Genomic DNA, 19426 nt, shown 5'->3' on the forward strand with positions numbered 1-19426 from the left:
AGTTGCTGCCGCTCTGCGTTCGGCAGACAAGCGAGTCATCTATGTCGCGGTCCAACACTGCCTTGACGATCTAGTCATTCCAAGCCCGAAAAAAGACCAGAAACCATAGCGGCAACACCGGACGGATCAGACGTTCAGCCTGACCTCGCCAACTCCAATCAGACTGAAAGTGATCGTCTGCCCCGGATTAGCCCAATAAATACCAGTCCAACTGCCTGTAGCAATAAGGTCGCCGGCGCGCAAAGGCGTGCCTTGCGCTGCAGCGTGTCGCGCTAGCCACGGTATAGACGACAGTGGATCGAGAAAAGGATGCGAGCCCTTAGCGTTAACCACTTCGTGGCTATCAACCCAGAGTTTCGCGGTTTGGTGTGACCAATTTGGCAGATCCAATAGCTGTACGGCATCGCCAAGAATGAGGGCACGGTTGAGCTGTTGGTCGGCAAGTCGAAGCAACGGATCGGCATCTATTCCGCCTTCCAGGCGTGTGTCGCAGAGTTCAATCGCTGGTAACCACGCATCAATCGCGAAGCGGATTTCGGTCAGATCAGGGGTATCGGTAAGGTCTTGCCCGAGACGGACAACGAGCTCACCCTCGATACCGAGCGCAGTGGCGTAACCGGGCGGTACGTGCCAGCCTGATCGGTGGATGGCAATGGCCTGGACCGCCGCCGCGCTGATCATGCCGCCAGGGGCGCCCCCAAGTTTCCAGGCGGCCGGACGCGCGCCGTCGAACCAACCCAGGACGTCACTGACTCGGCGTTGTACAGCGTAGGCCGCGGCGGTGTCGGGCAAAGCCAGCCCGCTGAGGGGCTGGCGCCGGCCTGTGCGCCAGCCGGTTATCAAGCGCCTGGCAACGGCGTCGATGTGGGCCTCGCTCACATCGGGATCTCGGTTTGGCGGCGGCGCGGCTTGGCCGGGTCGGGTCGGGCGCAGGGCAGGAATTGACCACGGCCTGCGTCGCCGCGTGGCTGTTCGCCGTCCCATACGACGTCACCACGGGACAGCGTCATCGCTGGCCAGGCGCTCAGATGCATGCCGGCGTAAGGGGTGTAGTCCACATTGTGGTGCAAGCGGTCGTTGTCTAGGTGGAAGGTCTGGCCTTCGTTCCATATCACCAGGTCCGCGTCCGAACCGATGGCAATGCTGCCCTTGCGCGGATAAAGACCGTAGAGCTTGGCGGCGTTTGTCGATGTGAGGGCGACGAAGCTCTGGGGCGTGATCCGCCCGGTGCGTACGCCCTCGGACCAGAGCAGGGCCATGCGCGTCTCGACGCCGGGAATGCCGTTGGCGACCTGGTCGAAGGACACCTGCTCGCCGTGCGCTTTCTTGCCGTCCGGGCCGTCGTAGCGGAAGGGCGCGTGGTCCGACGAGAACACCTCGAACGAGCCGTTCTCCAGCCCGTCCCAGATGACCTGCTGGTTGGCCTTGTCCCGTGGCGGCGGGCTGCAGATGCACTTGGCACCCTCGAAGCTGTCGTCGCAACCCAGTGAGTCGGCGGTGAGGAACAGATACTGTGGACAGGTCTCGGCGTACACCTTGAGGCCGTTGCTTTGCGCCCAGCGAATCTGTTCGACGGCCTCGCGGCCGGAGACGTGGACGATCAGGATCGGTACGTCCACCAGTTCCGCCAGGGCAATGGCGCGATGGGTCGCTTCGCGCTCCACCAGCATCGGCCGCGACGTGGCGTGGTAGCGCGGCGCCGTGTGCCCGGCGGCAAGCAGACGCTCGGTGAGCCAAGCGATGCAGTCGGCGTTCTCGGCGTGCAACATCACCATCGCGCCCTCGCGGCGAGCGACCGACAGGGTGTCGAGGATCTCGCGGTCGCTGAGCTTCAGCGCGTCGTAAGTCATGTAGATCTTGAACGAGGTGTAGCCCTCGGCGATCAGGGCCGGCAGTTCGTCGCGAAGGACCTCGGGTGTAGGGTCGGTGACGATCAGGTGGAAGGCATAATCGATCACCGGCTTCTCCCTTGCACGGCGGTGATAGTCCTCCACGGCGGCGCGCAGGCTCTTGCCCTTTTCCTGACAAGCGAACGGGATCACCGTGGTGGTTCCGCCGCAGGCTGCCGAAACGGTGCCACTGAGGAAGTCATCGGCCATGATCGAGCCGTCGCCGGTGGGCTGGTCGAGATGCACATGGCTGTCGATGCCACCGGGCGTGACGTGGCGTCCTTTCGCATCGATTTCGCGGGCACCGGCCGGCAGGTCGAAGCCCAGCGCGGCGATGCGCCCGTCACGGATGCCGATGTCGCTGGTGAAGGTGTCCGCGGCAGTGACCACGCGGGCGTTACGGATGACGGTATCGAACGGTTGCATGTCAGGCCTCCTGAAGTAGCCGGCCCCAGCCAGTGATGCGACGGGTGTCCACGCCAGTGCGGCGCAGCATGTCCCAGACCACGGTGGTCACGGTGTCGAACACCGGGACGCCGTGTTCGGCTTCCCAGTGGGCGACCCGGTGAGCGGCATAAAGATTGGTGCAAAAGGTGGTGATCGCTTGCGCGCCGGCCGCGACCACGTCCGCGATCTGGCGGTCCAGCGTGGCTTCATCGACGAGGGCGAAGGCGAAGTTTTCCTGAATCCCCAGATGACTTTCGGCGCGGGCATCGATGCCGAGACTGGCGTAGTTGGCGACGATCTTGTCCTGCACGTCGGCAAGGTACGGGGAAACGAGCCCCAGCCGCCTGATGCCGAAAGCCTCGAGCGCTTTGTTCAACGCGAGGACGGATGTGCTGGCGGGTACGCCGGTGGCCTCGGTGATGGCCGCGCAGAGCGCTTCATCCTGATCGAACCCCAGCCAACCGGCGGAGGTACCGCTCCAGCCGATCGCATCGACATGGGCATCGGCGAGCAGCTTCGCGGCGTCGAGAATGCGTGTCTGCTGGAACTGCCCGAGCGCGTCGGGGCTGAGGGCGATCTGGGTGACAGAAAACCGTGCGAAATGCACGCTGACTTCCGGCAGGCCCGAAACCAGCGACTGGGTCAGCGGCTCGAGCGAGGTGTTTGAAGAGGGCGTGAGGATGCCCAGGCGGATACGTTGGCTCATCGAGGATTTCCACCAGCGGACGGATAGGGGCGGAGCGGTTTCGGGCAGCGCTGCCACAAGGCCTGACAGACGCGGTCGGCCTCGGCGCGTATTGCAGTCTCGTCGACACGAGTGGCGCGCCCCTGGTCAATGACCAGCTCGCCGTTGACCAGAACGCTTTCCACGTCGGCCGCCGTGGCGTTGTGGATCAGGCTGCCCAGCGGATCGATGCAAGGCGTGAGGTGCAGCTGGCGGAAATCGAGTATGGCGAGGTCAGCCAGCATGCCCACCGCAATCTGGCCAAGTCGATCCGCCCAGCCCAGTGCGCGGGCGCCGTTGCCGGTGCCCATGGCGAACACGTTGCGGGGCTGCCAGTCGCCCGCGACGAAGCCGGCTTGCAGACGGCCGACGGCCAGGGTCCAGCGCATCACCTCGATCATGTCGCCATGCATGGTGTCGGTGGCAAGGCAGATCTGCGCCCCGGCATCGATCAGGCGGCGGGTTGGGGCGATCCGCCCGGACATGGCATTGCCCACCGGGATATGCACGACGTGCGCGCCGCTGCGCCCGAGCCGCGCGATATCGGCATCTTCAACATGAATGCAGTGGCCGGCCAGCAGGCGACCGTTAAGCAGGCCCAGTCCGTCCAGCAACTCTACGGGGGAGCAACCGTGTCGCGCACGGACCCAGTCCACTTCGTCCTGGCTCTGCGCAAGGTGGGTGCTGATGGGCAGACCGTGCTGTTCGGCGAGGGCGGCGATCTCGCGCAGGAACGCTACCGAGCAGGTGTCCGGTGCGTGGGCGGTCAGGTGCGCCTGGATGCGGCCATCGGCCTGCCCGGCCCAGCGCTCGACGAACGCGGCGGCGCGCTCCAATTGCCGCTCGCCTCGGGCGCGATCGAAGCGACGGTCGCCTTCCAGCACCGAAGCGAAATCGACATCCGCCAGGCGCTGGCTGGCGAACAGGCGCACACCGGTTTCCGCCATGCCGGCCACGGTGGCTTCGGCGTGGACGAAACTGTCGACCAGCGTGGTACAGCCGGCGCGCAATGCTTCCAGGGCACCGAGGCGGGACAGGGCGAGCGCTTCTTCCTCGCTCAGCCATGACGCCTGCGGGAGGCCCGGTGTGTAGGACGGGGCGAAGCCGCAGTCCGGCGCTACGCCGCGGACGAAGTTCAATCCGGCGTGATAATGGGTATTGACGAAGCCGGGGACGACGACTCGGCCAGGCAGCGCCAGTGTGCGGATGGCCGCAGGGCGCCCGTCACCGATGAATGCGATGTGCTTGCCCCGTATGCCGAGATTTAAATGGCGGGCGACGCCGTCTTCCAGCAACACGGTCGCGTCAGTGATCAGCAGGTCCAGAATGTCTTCAGTCATCAGGCAGCCATCCATCCGCCGTCCACCATCAAGGTGGCACCGGTCATAAAGGTCGAGTGATCGCTGGCAAGAAACAGCACGGCCCGGGCAACGTCTTCCGGGCACCCGAGGCGTGGCCAGGGCGTGCGGCGCGATGCGCGGTCGAGCACGCTGGCATCGACGGCACGACCGCCCGCGCCGGTCTGAATCTTGCCCGGCGCCACGGCGTTGCAGACGATGAGGTCAGCGGCGTAGTCGGTGGCGATCTGTCGGGTCATGTAGTCGACTGCGGCCTTGGTGGCGCCGTAGCCGAGGTCACCGGGCGCGGCGATCAGACCGTGCTGGGATGAAAGATTGATGAGCCGGCCGCGCACCTCGTTGATGGGGGACTGGCTGAGCATCTGGCGTACCGCGGCGCGGCAGCAGCGGTAGACGCCAGTCAGGTTGACGTCCAGCAAGCGCTGCCAATCGGCCTCGTCGAGTTCCAGCAGTGGCCGCGCATGGCGAATGCAGGCGTTGTTGACCAGCACATCCAGGCGGCCGAAACGTGCAACTGTATCTGCAACGAGGGCGTCTACCTGCTCGCTGCACGCGACATCGGTGCGGATGAAGGTCGCGCCGTTACCGTCGCGGGCGATGAGGTCGGCGGTCGGCTCGCCACCTTCGATAACCTCGGTCGTCACGTCGGCAATCACCACGTCGGCGCCATTGGCAGCCAACTGGCGCGCAATCGCCCGGCCAATTCCGGAGGCGGCGCCGGTGACGATGCAGACTTTGCCGCTCATGTCTAAGCGTGCAGAGGGAAACGGAATATGTTCAGTCATGGTGTGCTGTGGCACCGACCGGTGCCGTGTTCCTCGAGCCAGTGGTGGTAATCCGCATACGCCTCGGTCAGCCCGAAGCGCGGTCGGAAGGTTGTGTCGTCAAGAAGCCGCTGGATGTCCATTGAGGCGCGGTCGTAGTCGGCGAAATAGTCGATGTTGGGCGGTTCGTCCGATTCGGCCAGGCGCCAGCTGAAGTCCGGATAGCGAGGCGCGATGCACGCGCACCAGTCGGCCAGGCTCCATTCGAATCCGGCCGCCAGGTTGTAGAGCGGATAGGCCCAGCTTGGTTGGTCCAGCAGCGTGGCCATGGCATCCGCCACATCGCGTACGTACAGCCAGTCGCGCCGACCCGCGCGGGGCAGGATTGCCGTTTCGCCATGGCGGGCGCGCAACAGAACCTGAAGTGGTGCGCTCAGCGTGTCCCGCACCCCGCTGTCCGCTTCCCAAGGACCGAAGCAGGTGCCCAGGCGACCCACCACGAGCGGCAGACCGCGCACGCTCGCGAGGCGCATGGCGGCTTCTTCCGCGGCGCGCTTGGACATGCCGTAGAGCCCTTCTGGCAGCAGCGGGGTGTCGTCTTCGTGCAGGGCCACCGGCAGACGTCCGCTGCGCCCGTAAACGGAGCCGGAACTGGCATGCAATACGCGCTCTACACCGGTATTGGCGGCCGCGTTGATCGCGGCAAGCACACCGCCGACATTGACCTCGAAGATGGTCTGCGCCGCATGCCGCTCGCGCGCCTCGTTGGCGGTGATCGCGGCCAACGTCACGAGCCGTTGCGGACGGTGTTCGCTCATCACCTCATGCAATGCATCTGCGTTTCTTACGTCACCGATGCAAGGCACGAAGCGACCGGGCAGCGCCGCGAACGAGCGGGTAGCGATTTCGGTCGGCGCCGATCGGTCGAAGCCGATCACCGTCTCGCCTGTCGCGAGCAGGTGCTCGGCGAGGGCCAGGCCGACGAAGCCGCTGCTGCCAGTGATGAGCGTGGTCATCTCAGGCCGTTTCCTTGACCGCTTCGGGTCGCAGCAGCGCGAGAATATGGCGCTTGTAGTCGTTGAATGCCGTGCTGGTCGGATCGCGTGGACGTTCCAGTTCGATTGGCAGTAGCTCGCGGATGCGGCCGGGCCGGGCGGACATCACGGCAACGTGGGTGCCCAGCGCCAGCGACTCATCGATACCGTGGGTGACAAACACGATAGTGCTCTGGCTTTCACGCCAGATGCGGATCAACTCGCCGTGCATGTCCATTTTGGTCTGCTCGTCCAGCGCGCCGAACGGCTCGTCCATCAGGATCACTTCCGGGTTCATTAACAGTGCACGGGCGATCCCGACGCGCTGGTTCATGCCGCCGGAAAGTTCGCTCGGAAAGTGATTCTCGAAACCTTTCAGGCCCACCATTTCGATATAGCGTTGGGCCTTTTCACGGCGGTCAGCCTTGCTGGCACCGCGCATCTTCAGGTGGAAGGCGACGTTTTCCCAGACCGGCAGCCATGGCATCAGGTTGGCCTGCTGGAACACCACGCCGCGGTCGGCGCCCGGCTCGGTGATTGCCTGGCCACCGACCGTAACCGTGCCGGAGGACGGTTTGTCGAAGCCGGCGATCATGTTGAGCAGTGTGGACTTGCCGCAACCACTGGGGCCGAGCAGGCAGAGAAACTCATTGCGTTTTACCGAGAGGCTGACGTTCTCCAATGCCGTGACGACCTGCTTGCGCTGGCTGTCCTCGAATACGCGCGATACGTTGTCGATGGTTATCAAAGCCATGGTGTCAACCTTCCTTCGCTTGCAGAGTGGAGCCGCGCTGCCAGCGCAGAACGCGTCCGGCGATGTACTTAATGACGTAATCGCTGAGAAAACCGAGCAGGCCGATGCTGACCATCGAGGCGATGACGATGTCGTAGCGCAGGAAGTAATACGAGTCCCACAGCACGTAGCCGACCCCGCTTTTCACCGCGACCATTTCAGCCGTCACCGTGAGCATCCAGGCCGAGCCGATCGCGATCCGCAGGCCCGAGAAAATGCTCGGCAAAGCGGCAGGGAACACGATGTGATGCAGCAGTTTCGACGGCGATCCGCCGGTCATGGCGCCGGCGCGCAGCAAGTTGCGGTCGCACGTCTTCACGCCGTGAATGGTGCTGAGCAACACGGGGAAGAACGAGCCCATGAACACCAGGAAGATGGCGGGCTTGTCGGCGATGCCGAACCAGATGATCGCCAGCGGAATCCACGACACTGGCGGAATGGGACGCAACGTCTGCAGGGTCGGCTCAATCAGGGCTTCGACCCGGCGTGACCAGCCGATGGCCATGCCGATACCGACGCCAAGGACGGTTGCGATCAGGAAGCCGGCAAACACCCGGCCGGAGCTGGCGGCAATATCGAACAGCCAGCGGCCGGAATAACTCTGGGTGTTGCCGTCGGTGGTGAAGATCCAGTCCGCCCAGGCCAGTATCACTTGAGATGGCGCCGGCAGCAGGGCAGGTGGAAGGATGCCGGAGCGGGAGAATGTCTCCCACCCGGCGAGCAGCAGGATCGGCACGATGAAGCGTTCGATCCTCCGGTAGAGGGCTTGCGAAAGCGAAGAAAACATTAGCGATCCTGAATCAATAGCCGAGGTCGGTCTTGGACTTACCGGTCACTTTTTCCAGAAAGCTGTAGTCGAGGTTCTTCTCGACCGCCTCGGTGACGTCGGTGTTGATGTATTTCAGGTCGCGCATCATCTGGGCGATGGCCACCGCGGATTCGCGGTACATCTTGTAGTCCGGATACAGGTTGTCGACTGCGCCAGTGGCGATGGCATTGTCGAGTCCCGTGACCTTCTGGATTGTGTCGACGAAGAGTGCCTTGTCGTTGGCCATCATCTCGTTGACCTTGACGATGGCGCGCACGGTTTCCTCGACGCCTTTCGGGTTGTCATCGATGACATCCGAGCGGGTGACGATCAGATTGGTCAGCTTGCCGGCCGCTTGGTCGTAGGGAAAATCAAAGAACTTTGCGGCCTTCACTTCGCGGATCTGGGTGGCGAACGGATCGACCGAGGTGATCAGTTCGACTTCGCCACGGCGCAGCGCCTGAACGTGGTCCGACGGGTTGGGAATGTTGATGAAGCGAACGTCCTTGTTGATATCGATGCCATGGGTCAGGAAGGCGCCGCGCATGTGTATGTCCTGCGCGTTGCCGCGGGAAGCCGCGACGCGGAAGGGCTTGCCTTCGTCCTTGTATTGCGCGATCAGTCGCTTCAGGCCTTTCCAGTCACCCGGCTCGACGGCCAGGTCGTTGCCCACGAGAACCTGGGACCCACCATTGATCTGGCCAGAAATACCCACTATGTCGAAGCCCTTGTCGAGGGCGGTGGCATAGTGCAGATAGGTGACCTGCGCTACATCGATGCTTTTGGAAAGCAGGGCCGTGAGCACGTCGTTGCCGGTGTTGAAAGAGATAGCGTCGAGTTTCACGCCTGTGGCGTTCTGCGGAGTGAGCGACAGCGGCGTGCAGTGGGCGCACTTGGCGTAGCCCAGCTTGATCGGTTCGGCTTCCTGCGCTTGGCTCAGAGCAGGGGACAGGGCGGCGGCAAGCATCAGTGGCGCCAGCAGGGTGCCGGCAGCGCGCTTGAATACAGCGTAGGACGAGCGGATGGGTCGCATGTCGAGGCTCCTTAATTGTCACAAAAATGATGTCTCGTTGTGGCAAAGCGTTTGCAACTGCTATGCCACCATTGTGGAAATTTCCGGATCAGGCCTGGCATGGGCCGTTCGCGACCTTGCCGCAGCGCCCGTATTCCGGGCGCTGCGCTCAGCCGATACATAATTTCGACCGCTGCGATTCTAGGCTGGCTGGACGGCTACATGTGACGTGAGGTGCTAACGCCTCCATGCACGATGAGGGTGCTAGTTGCTGAGAAATGTTCGTCAGCGGTGCAAGTTTGCACAATTGCTTTCTTTTTTGTGACAATCCACTCCGCCGACGTAACAGGCGAAGGGCAGGTGCAAGGAATCGATGTGTTGACCGAGAAAGAACTTTCACGCTCGCGCAAAGCGCGCAGCACCGGGCAGATACTGGGAACGAACGACACACTGGACGCCATATACGAGCGAATCCTGGCTGCCGTGATGGAGCACCGCCTGATTCCCGGAACCAAGCTGGTCGAGGAGAAGCTCGCCGGCGTGTTCCAGGTGAACCGGACCCGGATCCGCGAGGTGCTGTCCCGGCTGGCCTATGAAGGGGTGGTGACCACCATTCCGAACCGTGGCGCCTTTGTTGCCAGCCCGTCGGTGGAAGAGGCCAGGCACATCTTCCAGGCTCGCCGAATCATGGAGCCGGCGCTGATTCGCAGCCTGGTGGACAAGGGCAGCCCCGAGGACTTCCAGAAGCTGCACGCACATGTCGCCCAAGAGCGCGACGCCAGGGAACGCGGCGACAAGCGCGCGGTGATCAGACTATCCGGAGAATTCCACCTGCTGATCGCCGAAATGGTCGCCAGCCCACCGCTGATCAAGCTGATGCGTGAACTGTCATCGTTGACTTGCCTGATCATCCTTCTCTACGACTCGCCCAACGTCCCGGCCTGCCCGAACCATGAGCACACCGACATCATCGCGGCGATGGAAGAAGGCAATATCGAGAAAGCCGTTGCGCTGATGGTCGGACACCTCGATCACATCGAGGCCACGCTGGATCTTTCGCTGCCCGAGGACACCGAAGTGGACCTCGAAGCGATCTTCGGTTGAGCCGGTGAGCACGCCGGTAAGCGCATTGAAACTGGCGGCGCGGGTCCGCTCCGGCGAGACTCGCGCCGTCGCGATTGCCGAGCGTCAACTGGCGCGGATCGCTGCGTTGAATCCGTCACTTAATGCAGTTGTGCAAGTGGATGCCGTAGACGTACGTCGCCAGGCGGCGCTTATCGACACACGCTGCGCCGCTGGTGAAGACCTGCCGCTTGCCGGCGTTCCGGTCACCATCAAGGACAATCTGTGGCTGCAAGGGCAGATCAGCACCTGTGGCTCCTGGCTCTACCGCAACCACTGTGCGCCGCGTGACAGCTGGGCCGTGGCCCGCCTGCGGCAGGCGGGCGCCCTGCTGGTGGGCGTGAGCAACTGTTCGGAATTCGCCTGCAAGGGGGTGACCGACAACCGTGTATATGGCGCGACCTGCAATCCCTGGGACCTGGCCCGCACGCCTGGTGGCTCGTCCGGTGGCGCTGCCGCAGCGGTGGCCGCCGGATTGGGCATGTTGGCCCTGGCCACCGATGCCGGAGGTTCCTCGCGTCGGCCCGCGGCGCACTGCGGTGTCGTGGGCTTCAAACCGAGCGCTGGCCGGATCGCAGATCCCTGGGGCTTTCCCGTCATCGGGCGCGAACTGAACGTGATCGCCCAGCTGGGGCGACGTGTCACCGACGTCGCCCTGATGCTCGGCGTGCTCACCGGCGTGCACCCGGCGGACCGCTTCTCCACGCCCATGCCGGCGGCGGTGCGCCGCCCATTCGAGACCTTGCGCATTGGCTACAGCCTCGACCTTGGGCTGGGCTATGCCGTCGATGCGGATGTTGCCGCGCTGTTCGAGCAGACGGTGAGCCGATTGCAATCGGCCGGCCTGCAGGTACGGCCATTCACACCCAGCTGGCCGCAGGGGTTGCTCGCCGCCCCCCTGTTGGCAGCGCAGCATGCGGAACTCGCCGCGCATTTCGGTGAAGCTTACCGCGCCGACCCGACCTGCTTCGATCCGGCCATTGCTGAGCAGATCGAAGCGGGTTTCGCAGTGCCCGCGACGCAGGTGGTGACGCTGGCCGCGCTGCGGGACGCTATCGTCCACAAAACGGCGACCATGTTCGAAACGGTGGACCTGCTGCTGTGCCCGACCGTCCCGGTCGAGCCTTGGTCGCTGGATGTGCTCGGCCCTTCGACCATTGGCGGCCGGCCGGCTGGCCCGCGTGGTCATGCGGTCTTCACCCCGCTATTCAATCAGGCTGGCGTTCCGGCCCTTTCGGTCCCCTGTGGGCTCGGCGCACAGGGGTTGCCGCTGGGGTTGCAGATCGTAGGGCCACGCTTTCACGATGACGACGTGCTCCGCCTGGGAGCGTTCGTCGAGGACACATTGGCCCTGGAGATGGCACCCCTCGGCTTCTCCCAGATGCCCGACACGTTGGAGCAGGCATGAAACTATTGATCGTCAATCCGAACATTTCCCAGAGCGTCACTGATCTGATCGAGGCGGAAGCCCGGCGTGTAGCGGCCCCCAACACGGAGATCTGGATGGCTACGGCTGCTGCCGGTGTGGCCTACATCGAGACGCGCTTTGAAGCCCTGCTAGGCGCGCACGCCGTCGCCACCATCGCCGGTGAGCGGCTTGGCGACTATGATGCCTTGCTCGTCGCAGCCTTTGGCGATCCCGGGCTGCAGGCGCTGAAGGAGGCGCTGGACGTACCCGTCGTGGGCATGACCGAGGCCGCCCTGATGACGGCGGCCCAGCTCGGTCAGCGCATCGGCATCATCGCCATCTCCCACCGCATCACCGCTTGGTACCGCGAATGCGTCGACCAGTACGGGCTTATGTCTCGGCTAGCATGCATTCGCCACCTAAATAATCCCCTGCGCGATCCTGGGACTGTCCAAGTCGACCATGCCGCCCGCTTGCTAGAGCTCTGCAGGCAGGCAGTCTCGGACGACGGTGCAGACGTGCTAATCCTAGCGGGCGCGCCCCTGGCGGGTTTGGCACGTAGTCTGATCGGCCAGTTGCCGGTTCCTGTCGTGGATGGGGTATCGAGCGGGGTCTGCCAAGCTGAATTACTCGTGCGGTTGCAGCCTGGCATTGCTAGGCAAGGGAGTTTCGCGCGCCAGCCGATTAAGGATAATGCTGGCCTGCAAGCGGCAATCGTTACGTTATTGAGCTATCAGAACGCCTGATCTGGGCTGTGGTTCGCTTCCCTTCCAGAACTGCCGGTCACGACCGGCAGCGATCGGCCCGAATAGCGACGTACCAGTTTTGACCGTCGCTATCCATGGTCAGAAGCAGTCGGCGATCCACGCATACGACCGGGTTTTCGCGATCAGCTCGACCGCCAAATGGATTACGCCCCTTTCGTATTTAGTTGGGCAACCAAACCTGTTGATCAACCCCGCTACGACGCCCCGGACAACTTGTTCGGCTGATTGCCACGTCTCGAAATCAATGAACGGTACCGCTTCGAGTGACCAGTACTATCCGGTTGCGCTCGGTCGCCTCAGTCAGACGATCGTGCCGACATCCTCGTGCGCTGCGACTCCAGGTATTGCTCGCCTAGCAAGACAACCAACCCGCTCAACACGATGATGATGGTGCCGATGCAGCTCCACAGATTTGGCAACTCGGAAAAAATCAGATAGCCCAACAAGCTCGCGCCGACGATTTGTAGATACGTGAACGGTGCGACAAACGGTGCAGGGGCCACTTCGAAGGCTCGGACCAAGCAGTAGTGCCCGCAACCGCCAAGAACACCCATGCTGATCAGCAACCCAAGATGTACCAAGTTGTCCGGTGACTGCCAGAAGAATGGAAGCATCAGGCTCGTCAACACGAACCCCGCGGCGGCCATGTAGGTATTGGACGTTTCCGGTGTGTCGTGGCTGGCGAGCTTGCGCGACAGAATTTGCGTAAGCGCTGAGGTACAGGCACTCAAGAGCACCAGCAACACGGCGGGATGAAAGGCATCGCCACCCGGCTGGATGACCACCAGCGCCCCAACGAACCCACAGATTACCGCGACGGTTTTCAGCAGGCTTACCTTCTCGCCCAGCATGAAAGGTGCCAGTACCAGTACCACCATAGGCGCCGTGAAACTCACCGCTGCGGCGGTCGCCACCGGTACGTACTGGAGCGCGCAAAACATAAGGAAGGAGGTTAAGCAGAACAGCAAAGACCGCACAATTTGCAACCATGGGCGTTTAGAGCGAAACAGCGCCGGCCCTTTGCGCGGCGCGAACACTACCAGCATGAACACCACATGGCCGAAGTAGCGGCACCAGAGCAACTGAATGACCGGGTAGAACACGCCGAGGTACTTAACTTCCGCGTTCAGTAGCGGAATCAGAACCGCCGCAGCCAGCATAAAAGCTACCGCCGTCACGAACGGGCTGCGCTTCAGCTCCACCTGCTTTTCCAAGGCTTCATCTTCCCGTGCCGCCAGCATGAGGCGCTCCGTTGATCAGCTTGTTCTTGTGCTGTTTCCGCCATGTTCCGCATCGAGTCAACAGTCACTTCGCTCCTTCCTTCAAAGGACTATCAACGCAGGCTCGACGGTCGAACGGAGGTAGGATGACCGACTGACCGAGGTGTGCTGCCGCTTACTAGGCGATTTTGAAATCATCCTATCAGTAGCCACAGCTTAATCGGAGAACGTGTTCCCTTTGACCAGTAGGCGTCACTATTGCAATCGGCCCAAGCCGTGTAAAGCCAAAGGAGGCTGGGCGTCTAAGGAAGGCGTAGCCCGTTCACTCCAATTGCCTATTCAGGATGAAGCTGAATGTCTGAGCTTGAGCAGGAGGCTGTGCAGGCTGTCCACGGCTTTGGACCCCTGCGAGGCCCGGCTCCGATAAACCGATACCTCCATGGGTTCCAGCGGCCCTAGCCCATGCTTGCTATCCAAAATTTCCAGATGTCCCGGCGCGCTGCACTGGGTTAACACGGCAACGGCCAAGCCGCTCTCAACCGCTGCAATCTGACCAGCCAGGCTGGAGCTGTTGTAGACCACCTTGTATCGGCGACCCTGCAAAGTCAGGGAGTTGAGGGCGCTGCGCCTTGCGAGGCTGGTGTCTTCATAGACTGCGATGGGAAGCGGATCGCGCCTCCATACCTCGAATTGAGCGGAGCCTACCCACACCATCGGTTCATGAAATAGCAGGGTGCCGTGTCGGGGGTGATCCCGTGAAACCAGCGCCAGGTCCAGATCGCCACGCTCAACACGGGGGATCAAAGCAGTCGATTGTTCGCAGTTCAGCTCAATCTCTACCGCGCCATGATGCGGCGCGAAACGTTTGAGCGCGGGGGTGAGATACCGAGCTGCGTAGTCGTCTGGTACTCCAAGGCGAATGCGGCCCGCCAATTCATCCCCATGAAACGCAGCCTGGGTCTCGGCATGCAAGTCGAGCAACCGCCGCGCGTAACCCAACAGTAATTGTCCTTCGGGTGTGAGTTGATGCTGCCGTGCGCCTCGTACCATAAGCTGGCATCCCAGGGCCGACTCGAGTTTCTTTAGCTGCATGCTCACCGCTGACTGAGAGCGATGTACTTCTGGTGCAGCGCCTGACAACGAACCTGCATCCACCACGGCGACAAAGCATTTCAGCCAGTCGATTTGCAGATCTTGAAAAGTCATGCCTCAACTCGTGTATTAGGTTATCGAATAGTACGTAGATGAATTATGCGATTTTCTTCACGATCTGTCGGAAGCATAGTTCTGGCATGAGCGTATTTCACTGCCTTCGATGGGGTGCGTGGCGAGCGGGCGGCATCAGCAGAAGATCGTTAAGCCCATTGCCGGGAATTGGCGGTACGGAATAGAGAGGGTGTGGCATGTTAGACGCTGATGCGAATTTGCATGAGTTCAACCGCCAGATTGTATGGGCTGGCTTCAAGCAACTCGTCCCGATTTCTGTGTTTGTCATTGCGTTTGGGGCAGCCTTTGGGTTGGCTGCAACGCAGGCGGGCCTGGACGATTCTCTTATCGTTGCCATGAGCACGTTAATGTTCGCCGGTGCCTCGCAGTTCGCTGCTTTGGAGCTGTGGGGGCCTCAGGTCCCGTTTTTCACGCTGGTTATCACCGTTTTCGCCATCAACGCCCGCCATCTTCTGATGGGCGCGACGCTGTATCCGTGGTTGCGTCATTTACCACCGGCAAAGCGCTATGGCGTGATGATCGTTGCCTCCGACGCCAACTGGGCAATGTCCATGCAGGCGTTCAGCCGTGGGGAACCCGGTATAGGGCTTTTGCTGGGTGGTGGCCTGGCCCTGTGGTCGTTCTGGGTATTCGGTACCTGGCTCGGCATCTATTTTGGCGGAGCCATTCATGACCCCAAGAGTTTGGGGATGGATATGGTGATGGGCTGCTTCCTGCTGGCCATGGTCGTTGGCGGGGAAAAGAACTTGCGCATGCTGATCATCTGGATAGTCGCTGCGTGCTCTTCGCTACTGGCCTACTGGTACCTGCCAAACAATAGTCATGTTGTTGTAGGAGCGCTGGCCGGTGGTATCGCGGGAGCGTTTTGGACGGAGAAAGACAGTGAACGTTGAAACGGCAGGTTCCAGCGCACTGATCATCGTCTTCGTCATGACAGTAGTGACGTTGGCGACCCGTTGGGGTGGTGTTTATGTCATGTCGTTTGTGCCCATCAGCTACCGGGTGAAACAGTTCATCAGCGCCATGTCCGGGTCCGTGTTGGCGGCGCTGTTGGCACCCATGGCGATCAACGGCGATAACGGTGCCCGGCTGGCTTTGTTGACCACGGCGATCATCATGCTGCTACTGAAAAAACCTCTGCCAGCGATTGCCGCCGGCGTGTTGGCTGCAGCGATTTTCAGGCAGTTCTGACCTTGTCAGGAAGTTGCGTCTTCAGACGTTGAGCCTGAACGAGGCGCCAAGAGGAAAGAGCCAAGGGCCACTGGATTGCCGAGAGGGGAGCCGTACCTTTTTGGCTGTTACCGTAAACGACGCGGGTCGCATCCGCTGATGCCGGGCGGTGGTCCTACAATTACGCCCCCATCCTCGCACTGATCTTGCGCGCCGCCTCCAGCAATCGCTGCGCCGCTTCGCCATCCGCTTCGGCCATGAAGCCGGGTTCGGCGCCGACTACCGTGATGACGCCCGCCAATCGCTGATCGCCGCTGAATAGCGGGGCGGACAGCGCGTTGACGCCGGCCATCAGCAGACCGTGCACGTGTTGAATGTGAGTGCGCTGCAGTTCTTTCATGGTCGCGGCCAGCGTTGCGGAGGAGGGTGCCGACGGCAATTGCAGTTCTTCTTCGCGCAGCTGGACAGTTTCCGCGTTTGGCATGAAGGCGTTGAACACCAGTCCGGTGGACGAGCCCAGCAACGGCAGCACCGACCCGACCTGCGTCACCAGAGTGACGGCGCGCACCGCCTGCTCGACATGCACGACGGCTGGGCCACGGTTGCCCCATACGGCGAGAAAGCAGGTTTCGTTGAGATCATCGCGCAGTTGCGCCAGGTGCGGCGTCGCCAGCTTGACCACGTCCAGCCGGCCCAGCGCCGCCAGACCAACAAACAAGGCGGCGCGGCCTAATCCATAGTGGTTGGTCAGCGGGTCCTGTTCGGCGAAGCCGCTGGCCATCAGGGCCTGCAAATAACGATGAACCTTGCTGGCGGGCATGCCGACGTGTTCGGCCAGGCGCGACAGCGACGTCGCTGGGGCCAGTTCGGCCAGGGCCGTGAGGATGTCCGTGCCCACCTCGGCGGCCTGCACTTTCTGTCGGCGAGGCGCCGTGTCCGCGTTGCTGTCTACCATGAATGCCTATCTTTGTACTGCCTGCTATGGAGGCGCTGTTTATAGCTTGACGCCTGGATGAGTTCAAATTACTTTTTGCGTAAATGCATTACGCTAAATGAGAGACAGCTATGCAACCACAACAACTATCTGGCGAAACCTCTCGATACCTGTCCGGTTTCGGCAATGAATTCAGCAGCGAGGCCTTGCCGGGTGCGCTGCCGGTCGGCCAGAACTCACCGCAAAAAGTGCCGTACGGGCTCTATACCGAATTGCTCTCCGGCACGGCCTTCACTGTGCCGCGCAGTGAAGCGCGGCGCACTTGGCTGTACCGCATCCGCCCGTCTGCCAATCACGGCCAATACCAGCGTATGGACCGGCAGCTCGGTAGCGAGCTGGGGCCGGTTACGCCCAATCGACTGCGCTGGAATCCAGAACCTTTCCCCGAGGGCGCGACCGACTTCCTTGATGGCCTGAAGTGCGTGGCGGCCAATGCCGAGCCCGGTCAGCCGGCGGGAGCGAGCATCTATCGTTACGTAGCGAACGTGTCGATGGAGCGAGTCTTCTTCAATGCTGACGGCGAACTGTTGTTGGTGCCGCAGCACGGTGCGCTGAAGCTGGTCACCGAACTGGGTGTGCTCGAGGTGGGCCCGCTTGAGATCGCGGTGGTCCCGCGCGGCATGCGCTTTCGCGTCGAGTTGCTGGACGCAACCGCCCGCGGCTACGTGTGCGAGAACCATGGCTGTGCCTTGCGTCTGCCGGATCTGGGGCCGATCGGTAGCAACGGCCTGGCCAATCCGCGCGACTTTCTTGCGCCGGTCGCGCACTTCGAAGAGCGCGACGAGCCGGTGCAACTGGTACAGAAATTCCTCGGTGAGCTCTGGTCGGCCGAGCTGGATCATTCGCCGCTGGACGTGGTGGCCTGGCACGGCAACAACGTGCCCTACAAATATGACCTGCGTCGCTTCAACACCATCGGCACGGTCAGCTTCGACCATCCCGATCCATCGATCTTCACGGTGCTGACCTCGCCGAGCGCCATCCACGGCATGGCTAATATCGACTTCGTTATCTTCCCGCCGCGCTGGATGGTGGCGGAAAACACCTTCCGCCCGCCGTGGTTCCATCGCAATCTGATGAACGAGTTCATGGGCCTGATCAATGGCGCCTACGATGCCAAGGCCGACGGTTTCTCGCCCGGTGGCGCCTCGCTGCACAACTCGATGAGCGCGCACGGGCCGGATCATGTTTCGACTGAACAGGCGATCAAGGCCGAACTCAAACCGCACAAGATCGACAACACCATGGCCTTCATGTTCGAGACCGGCCAAGTGCTACGCCCCACTCGCCAGGCGCTGGAAAGCCCGCAGCTGCAGAGTGACTACGACAGCTGTTGGGCCGGCCTGGCCAAGACCTTCGACAAGAACGAGAAATGACATGACTGCACCGACAGAACTTCTCAGCTGGGTCGAGTCCGCCAACGGCCATTCAGACTTTTCCCTCGCCAACCTGCCCCTGGGCTTGTTCAGCCGCGATGGCGGTGAGCCGCGCGGGGGCGTCGCCATTGGCGATTTCATCTTCGATTTGAGCGCTGCCTGCGACGCCGGCTTGTTTGACGGCCAGACGCTGGAGGCTGCGAAAGCGGCCAGCGGAAGCAGCCTTAATGCGTTTTTTGCACTCGGCGCCTCGGCCCGTAAAGCGCTGCGCGGGGCGCTGCAAGAGCTGCTCGGTAAAGGCAGTGCGCAGCGTGAACGCCTGCAAGGCATGGGTGAATCGCTGCTGCAGCCGATGGACCTTTGCCAGATGCACGTCCCAGCCAAGGTGGGCGACTACACCGATTTCTACGTCGGCATCCATCACGCCAACAACGTCGGCAAGCTGTTCCGCCCGGACAACCCCTTGCTGCCGAACTACAAGTATGTGCCCATCGGCTATCACGGCCGTGCCTCGACGATCGATGTATCGGGCGCGACCGTGAAGCGTCCCAATGGCCAGACCATGCCACCGGGCGCCAGCGAACCGAGTTTCGGTCCCAGCAAGCGGCTGGATTATGAGCTGGAGCTGGGTATCTGGATCGGCCAGGGCAATGCGCGCGGTGAGTCGATTCCTATCGGCGCGGCGAGCAGCCATGTGGCCGGTTTCTGCCTGCTCAACGACTGGTCCGCTCGCGATCTGCAAGCCTGGGAATACCAGCCGCTGGGGCCGTTCTTGTCTAAGAGTTTCGCCACCAGCGTGTCGCCCTGGGTGGTGACGCCGGAAGCGCTGGAGCCGTTCCGCTGTGCGCAGCCAGCACGGCCCGAAGGCGATCCACAACCGTTGCCGTATCTGTACGACGAGCAGGATCAGCAGCAGGGCGCGCTGGATATCGAGCTTGAAGTGCTGCTGCTGACCGCGGCCATGCGCGACAAACGTCAGCCTGCACAGCGCATCGCCCTGAGCAGCACCAAAAACATGTACTGGACCGTGGCGCAGATGGTCGCGCACCACAGCGTCAACGGCTGCAGCCTGCAGCCGGGTGATCTGTTCGGTTCCGGCACCTTGTCGGGCAGCAGCGCTGACAGCCTGGGCAGCCTGTTGGAGATTACCCAGGGCGGCAAACAGGCACTCGAATTACCCAGCGGCGAGACGCGCACTTTTCTGGAGGACGGCGACGAAATCATCCTCAAGGCGCGCTGCCGTGGAGAGGGCCGTGCCTCGATCGGCTTCGGCGAATGTCGTGGTCGCGTGATGCCGGCTTCGCACTAACTTT

General features: G+C 62.2%; 19 protein-coding genes. 7 read left to right on the forward strand and 12 right to left on the reverse strand.

Translation table 11 applies throughout. From position 1 onward, the window contains the following. Window positions 1–126 precede the first annotated feature (126 nt). The 9 genes from NAV33_RS20975 to NAV33_RS21015 form a co-directional block, all read right to left on the reverse strand. Entirely contained in the window at window positions 127–879 is a 753-nt protein-coding gene (locus NAV33_RS20975; protein WP_255983696.1) for a 2-keto-4-pentenoate hydratase, read from the reverse strand. Further along, window positions 876–2315, reverse strand: a complete 1440-nt coding sequence (hydA, locus tag NAV33_RS20980) for a dihydropyrimidinase (protein ID WP_255983697.1) — start codon at window positions 2313–2315, stop codon at window positions 876–878. Before hydA ends, NAV33_RS20975 begins: the two co-directional genes overlap by 4 nt. A gap of 1 nt (window position 2316) precedes the next feature. After that, window positions 2317–3042, reverse strand: coding sequence for a maleate cis-trans isomerase family protein (locus NAV33_RS20985; RefSeq protein WP_255983698.1), 726 nt, complete (start codon window positions 3040–3042; stop codon window positions 2317–2319). Continuing rightward, complete coding sequence (locus NAV33_RS20990) at window positions 3039–4400, reverse strand: amidohydrolase family protein (protein ID WP_255983699.1); 1362 nt, start codon at window positions 4398–4400, stop codon at window positions 3039–3041. The genes NAV33_RS20985 and NAV33_RS20990 overlap by 4 nt, the downstream gene beginning before the upstream one ends. Continuing rightward, window positions 4400–5203: an SDR family NAD(P)-dependent oxidoreductase gene (locus NAV33_RS20995; RefSeq protein WP_255983700.1), complete on the reverse strand. Its 804-nt coding sequence runs from the start codon at window positions 5201–5203 to the stop codon at window positions 4400–4402. Before NAV33_RS20995 ends, NAV33_RS20990 begins: the two co-directional genes overlap by 1 nt. Further along, the gene (locus tag NAV33_RS21000) at window positions 5200–6198 is read right to left on the reverse strand and encodes an NAD-dependent epimerase/dehydratase family protein (protein ID WP_255983701.1); all 999 of its coding nucleotides are present in this window, start codon (window positions 6196–6198) and stop codon (window positions 5200–5202) included. Before NAV33_RS21000 ends, NAV33_RS20995 begins: the two co-directional genes overlap by 4 nt. A 1-nt stretch (window position 6199) precedes the next feature. Then, complete coding sequence (locus NAV33_RS21005; protein ID WP_255983702.1) at window positions 6200–6970, reverse strand: ABC transporter ATP-binding protein; 771 nt, start codon at window positions 6968–6970, stop codon at window positions 6200–6202. A 4-nt stretch (window positions 6971–6974) separates the two neighbouring features. After that, window positions 6975–7745 (reverse strand): ABC transporter permease, encoded by a 771-nt coding sequence (locus NAV33_RS21010; protein ID WP_255983703.1) that lies wholly within the window; start codon window positions 7743–7745, stop codon window positions 6975–6977. Window positions 7746–7809: 64 nt separating this feature from the next. Further along, window positions 7810–8850 (reverse strand): ABC transporter substrate-binding protein, encoded by a 1041-nt coding sequence (locus NAV33_RS21015; protein ID WP_255983704.1) that lies wholly within the window; start codon window positions 8848–8850, stop codon window positions 7810–7812. 354 nt (window positions 8851–9204) lie between these two features. Here NAV33_RS21015 and NAV33_RS21020 point away from each other — a divergent pair, with 354 nt between their 5' ends. From NAV33_RS21020 to NAV33_RS21030, 3 genes are read left to right on the forward strand one after another with little or no spacing between them, the layout of a single operon-like run. Then, window positions 9205–9933 carry a GntR family transcriptional regulator gene (locus NAV33_RS21020; RefSeq protein ID WP_255983705.1) on the forward strand — a complete coding sequence of 243 codons (729 nt, stop codon included), beginning with the start codon at window positions 9205–9207 and terminating at the stop codon, window positions 9931–9933. A gap of 4 nt (window positions 9934–9937) precedes the next feature. After that, the gene (locus NAV33_RS21025) at window positions 9938–11359 is read left to right on the forward strand and encodes an amidase (protein WP_255983706.1); all 1422 of its coding nucleotides are present in this window, start codon (window positions 9938–9940) and stop codon (window positions 11357–11359) included. Next, window positions 11356–12105, forward strand: coding sequence for an aspartate/glutamate racemase family protein (locus NAV33_RS21030; protein ID WP_255983707.1), 750 nt, complete (start codon window positions 11356–11358; stop codon window positions 12103–12105). The genes NAV33_RS21025 and NAV33_RS21030 overlap by 4 nt, the downstream gene beginning before the upstream one ends. 317 nt (window positions 12106–12422) lie before the next feature. Here the strand turns inward: NAV33_RS21030 and NAV33_RS21035 are convergent, their stop codons facing one another. Together NAV33_RS21035 and NAV33_RS21040 are read right to left on the reverse strand one after the other, a co-directional pair. Then, window positions 12423–13367 carry a DMT family transporter gene (locus tag NAV33_RS21035; protein WP_255983708.1) on the reverse strand — a complete coding sequence of 315 codons (945 nt, stop codon included), beginning with the start codon at window positions 13365–13367 and terminating at the stop codon, window positions 12423–12425. 318 nt (window positions 13368–13685) lie between these two features. Then, window positions 13686–14552, reverse strand: a complete 867-nt coding sequence (locus NAV33_RS21040; RefSeq protein ID WP_255983709.1) for a LysR family transcriptional regulator — start codon at window positions 14550–14552, stop codon at window positions 13686–13688. Between the two features lie 197 nt (window positions 14553–14749). On the opposite strand from NAV33_RS21040, the gene NAV33_RS21045 reads away from it, so the two are divergent. Further along, window positions 14750–15466 carry an AzlC family ABC transporter permease gene (locus NAV33_RS21045; protein ID WP_255983710.1) on the forward strand — a complete coding sequence of 239 codons (717 nt, stop codon included), beginning with the start codon at window positions 14750–14752 and terminating at the stop codon, window positions 15464–15466. Further along, the gene (locus NAV33_RS21050; RefSeq protein WP_255983711.1) at window positions 15456–15764 is read left to right on the forward strand and encodes an AzlD family protein; all 309 of its coding nucleotides are present in this window, start codon (window positions 15456–15458) and stop codon (window positions 15762–15764) included. The genes NAV33_RS21045 and NAV33_RS21050 overlap by 11 nt, the downstream gene beginning before the upstream one ends. A gap of 160 nt (window positions 15765–15924) precedes the next feature. Here NAV33_RS21050 and NAV33_RS21055 read toward each other — a convergent pair whose 3' ends face one another. Beyond that, complete coding sequence (locus tag NAV33_RS21055) at window positions 15925–16698, reverse strand: IclR family transcriptional regulator (RefSeq protein WP_255983712.1); 774 nt, start codon at window positions 16696–16698, stop codon at window positions 15925–15927. Between the two features lie 110 nt (window positions 16699–16808). On the opposite strand from NAV33_RS21055, the gene hmgA reads away from it, so the two are divergent. Continuing rightward, on the forward strand, window positions 16809–18113 hold the full coding sequence (hmgA, locus tag NAV33_RS21060; protein ID WP_255983713.1) for a homogentisate 1,2-dioxygenase: 1305 nt from the start codon (window positions 16809–16811) through the stop codon (window positions 18111–18113). 1 nt (window position 18114) lies between these two features. Further along, window positions 18115–19422 carry a fumarylacetoacetase gene (fahA, locus tag NAV33_RS21065; protein WP_255983714.1) on the forward strand — a complete coding sequence of 436 codons (1308 nt, stop codon included), beginning with the start codon at window positions 18115–18117 and terminating at the stop codon, window positions 19420–19422. Window positions 19423–19426: the final 4 nt, after the last annotated feature.

The organism is Stutzerimonas stutzeri, from assembly GCF_024448715.1.
In the GTDB taxonomy this organism is placed as follows: Bacteria; Pseudomonadota; Gammaproteobacteria; order Pseudomonadales; family Pseudomonadaceae; genus Stutzerimonas; species Stutzerimonas stutzeri_AR.

Coding starts and splice junctions, on each gene's coding strand:
- hydA (WP_255983697.1), bottom strand. CDS start 2,315: ATGCAACCGTTCGATACCGTCATCCGTAACGCCCGCGTGGTCACTGCC.
- NAV33_RS20985 (WP_255983698.1), bottom strand. CDS start 3,042: ATGAGCCAACGTATCCGCCTGGGCATCCTCACGCCCTCTTCAAACACC.
- NAV33_RS20990 (WP_255983699.1), bottom strand. CDS start 4,400: ATGACTGAAGACATTCTGGACCTGCTGATCACTGACGCGACCGTGTTG.
- NAV33_RS20995 (WP_255983700.1), bottom strand. CDS start 5,203: ATGACTGAACATATTCCGTTTCCCTCTGCACGCTTAGACATGAGCGGC.
- NAV33_RS21000 (WP_255983701.1), bottom strand. CDS start 6,198: ATGACCACGCTCATCACTGGCAGCAGCGGCTTCGTCGGCCTGGCCCTC.
- NAV33_RS21005 (WP_255983702.1), bottom strand. CDS start 6,970: ATGGCTTTGATAACCATCGACAACGTATCGCGCGTATTCGAGGACAGC.
- NAV33_RS21015 (WP_255983704.1), bottom strand. CDS start 8,850: ATGCGACCCATCCGCTCGTCCTACGCTGTATTCAAGCGCGCTGCCGGC.
- NAV33_RS21030 (WP_255983707.1), top strand. CDS start 11,356: ATGAAACTATTGATCGTCAATCCGAACATTTCCCAGAGCGTCACTGAT.
- NAV33_RS21035 (WP_255983708.1), bottom strand. CDS start 13,367: ATGCTGGCGGCACGGGAAGATGAAGCCTTGGAAAAGCAGGTGGAGCTG.
- NAV33_RS21040 (WP_255983709.1), bottom strand. CDS start 14,552: ATGACTTTTCAAGATCTGCAAATCGACTGGCTGAAATGCTTTGTCGCC.
- NAV33_RS21045 (WP_255983710.1), top strand. CDS start 14,750: ATGTTAGACGCTGATGCGAATTTGCATGAGTTCAACCGCCAGATTGTA.
- NAV33_RS21055 (WP_255983712.1), bottom strand. CDS start 16,698: ATGGTAGACAGCAACGCGGACACGGCGCCTCGCCGACAGAAAGTGCAG.
- hmgA (WP_255983713.1), top strand. CDS start 16,809: ATGCAACCACAACAACTATCTGGCGAAACCTCTCGATACCTGTCCGGT.
- fahA (WP_255983714.1), top strand. CDS start 18,115: ATGACTGCACCGACAGAACTTCTCAGCTGGGTCGAGTCCGCCAACGGC.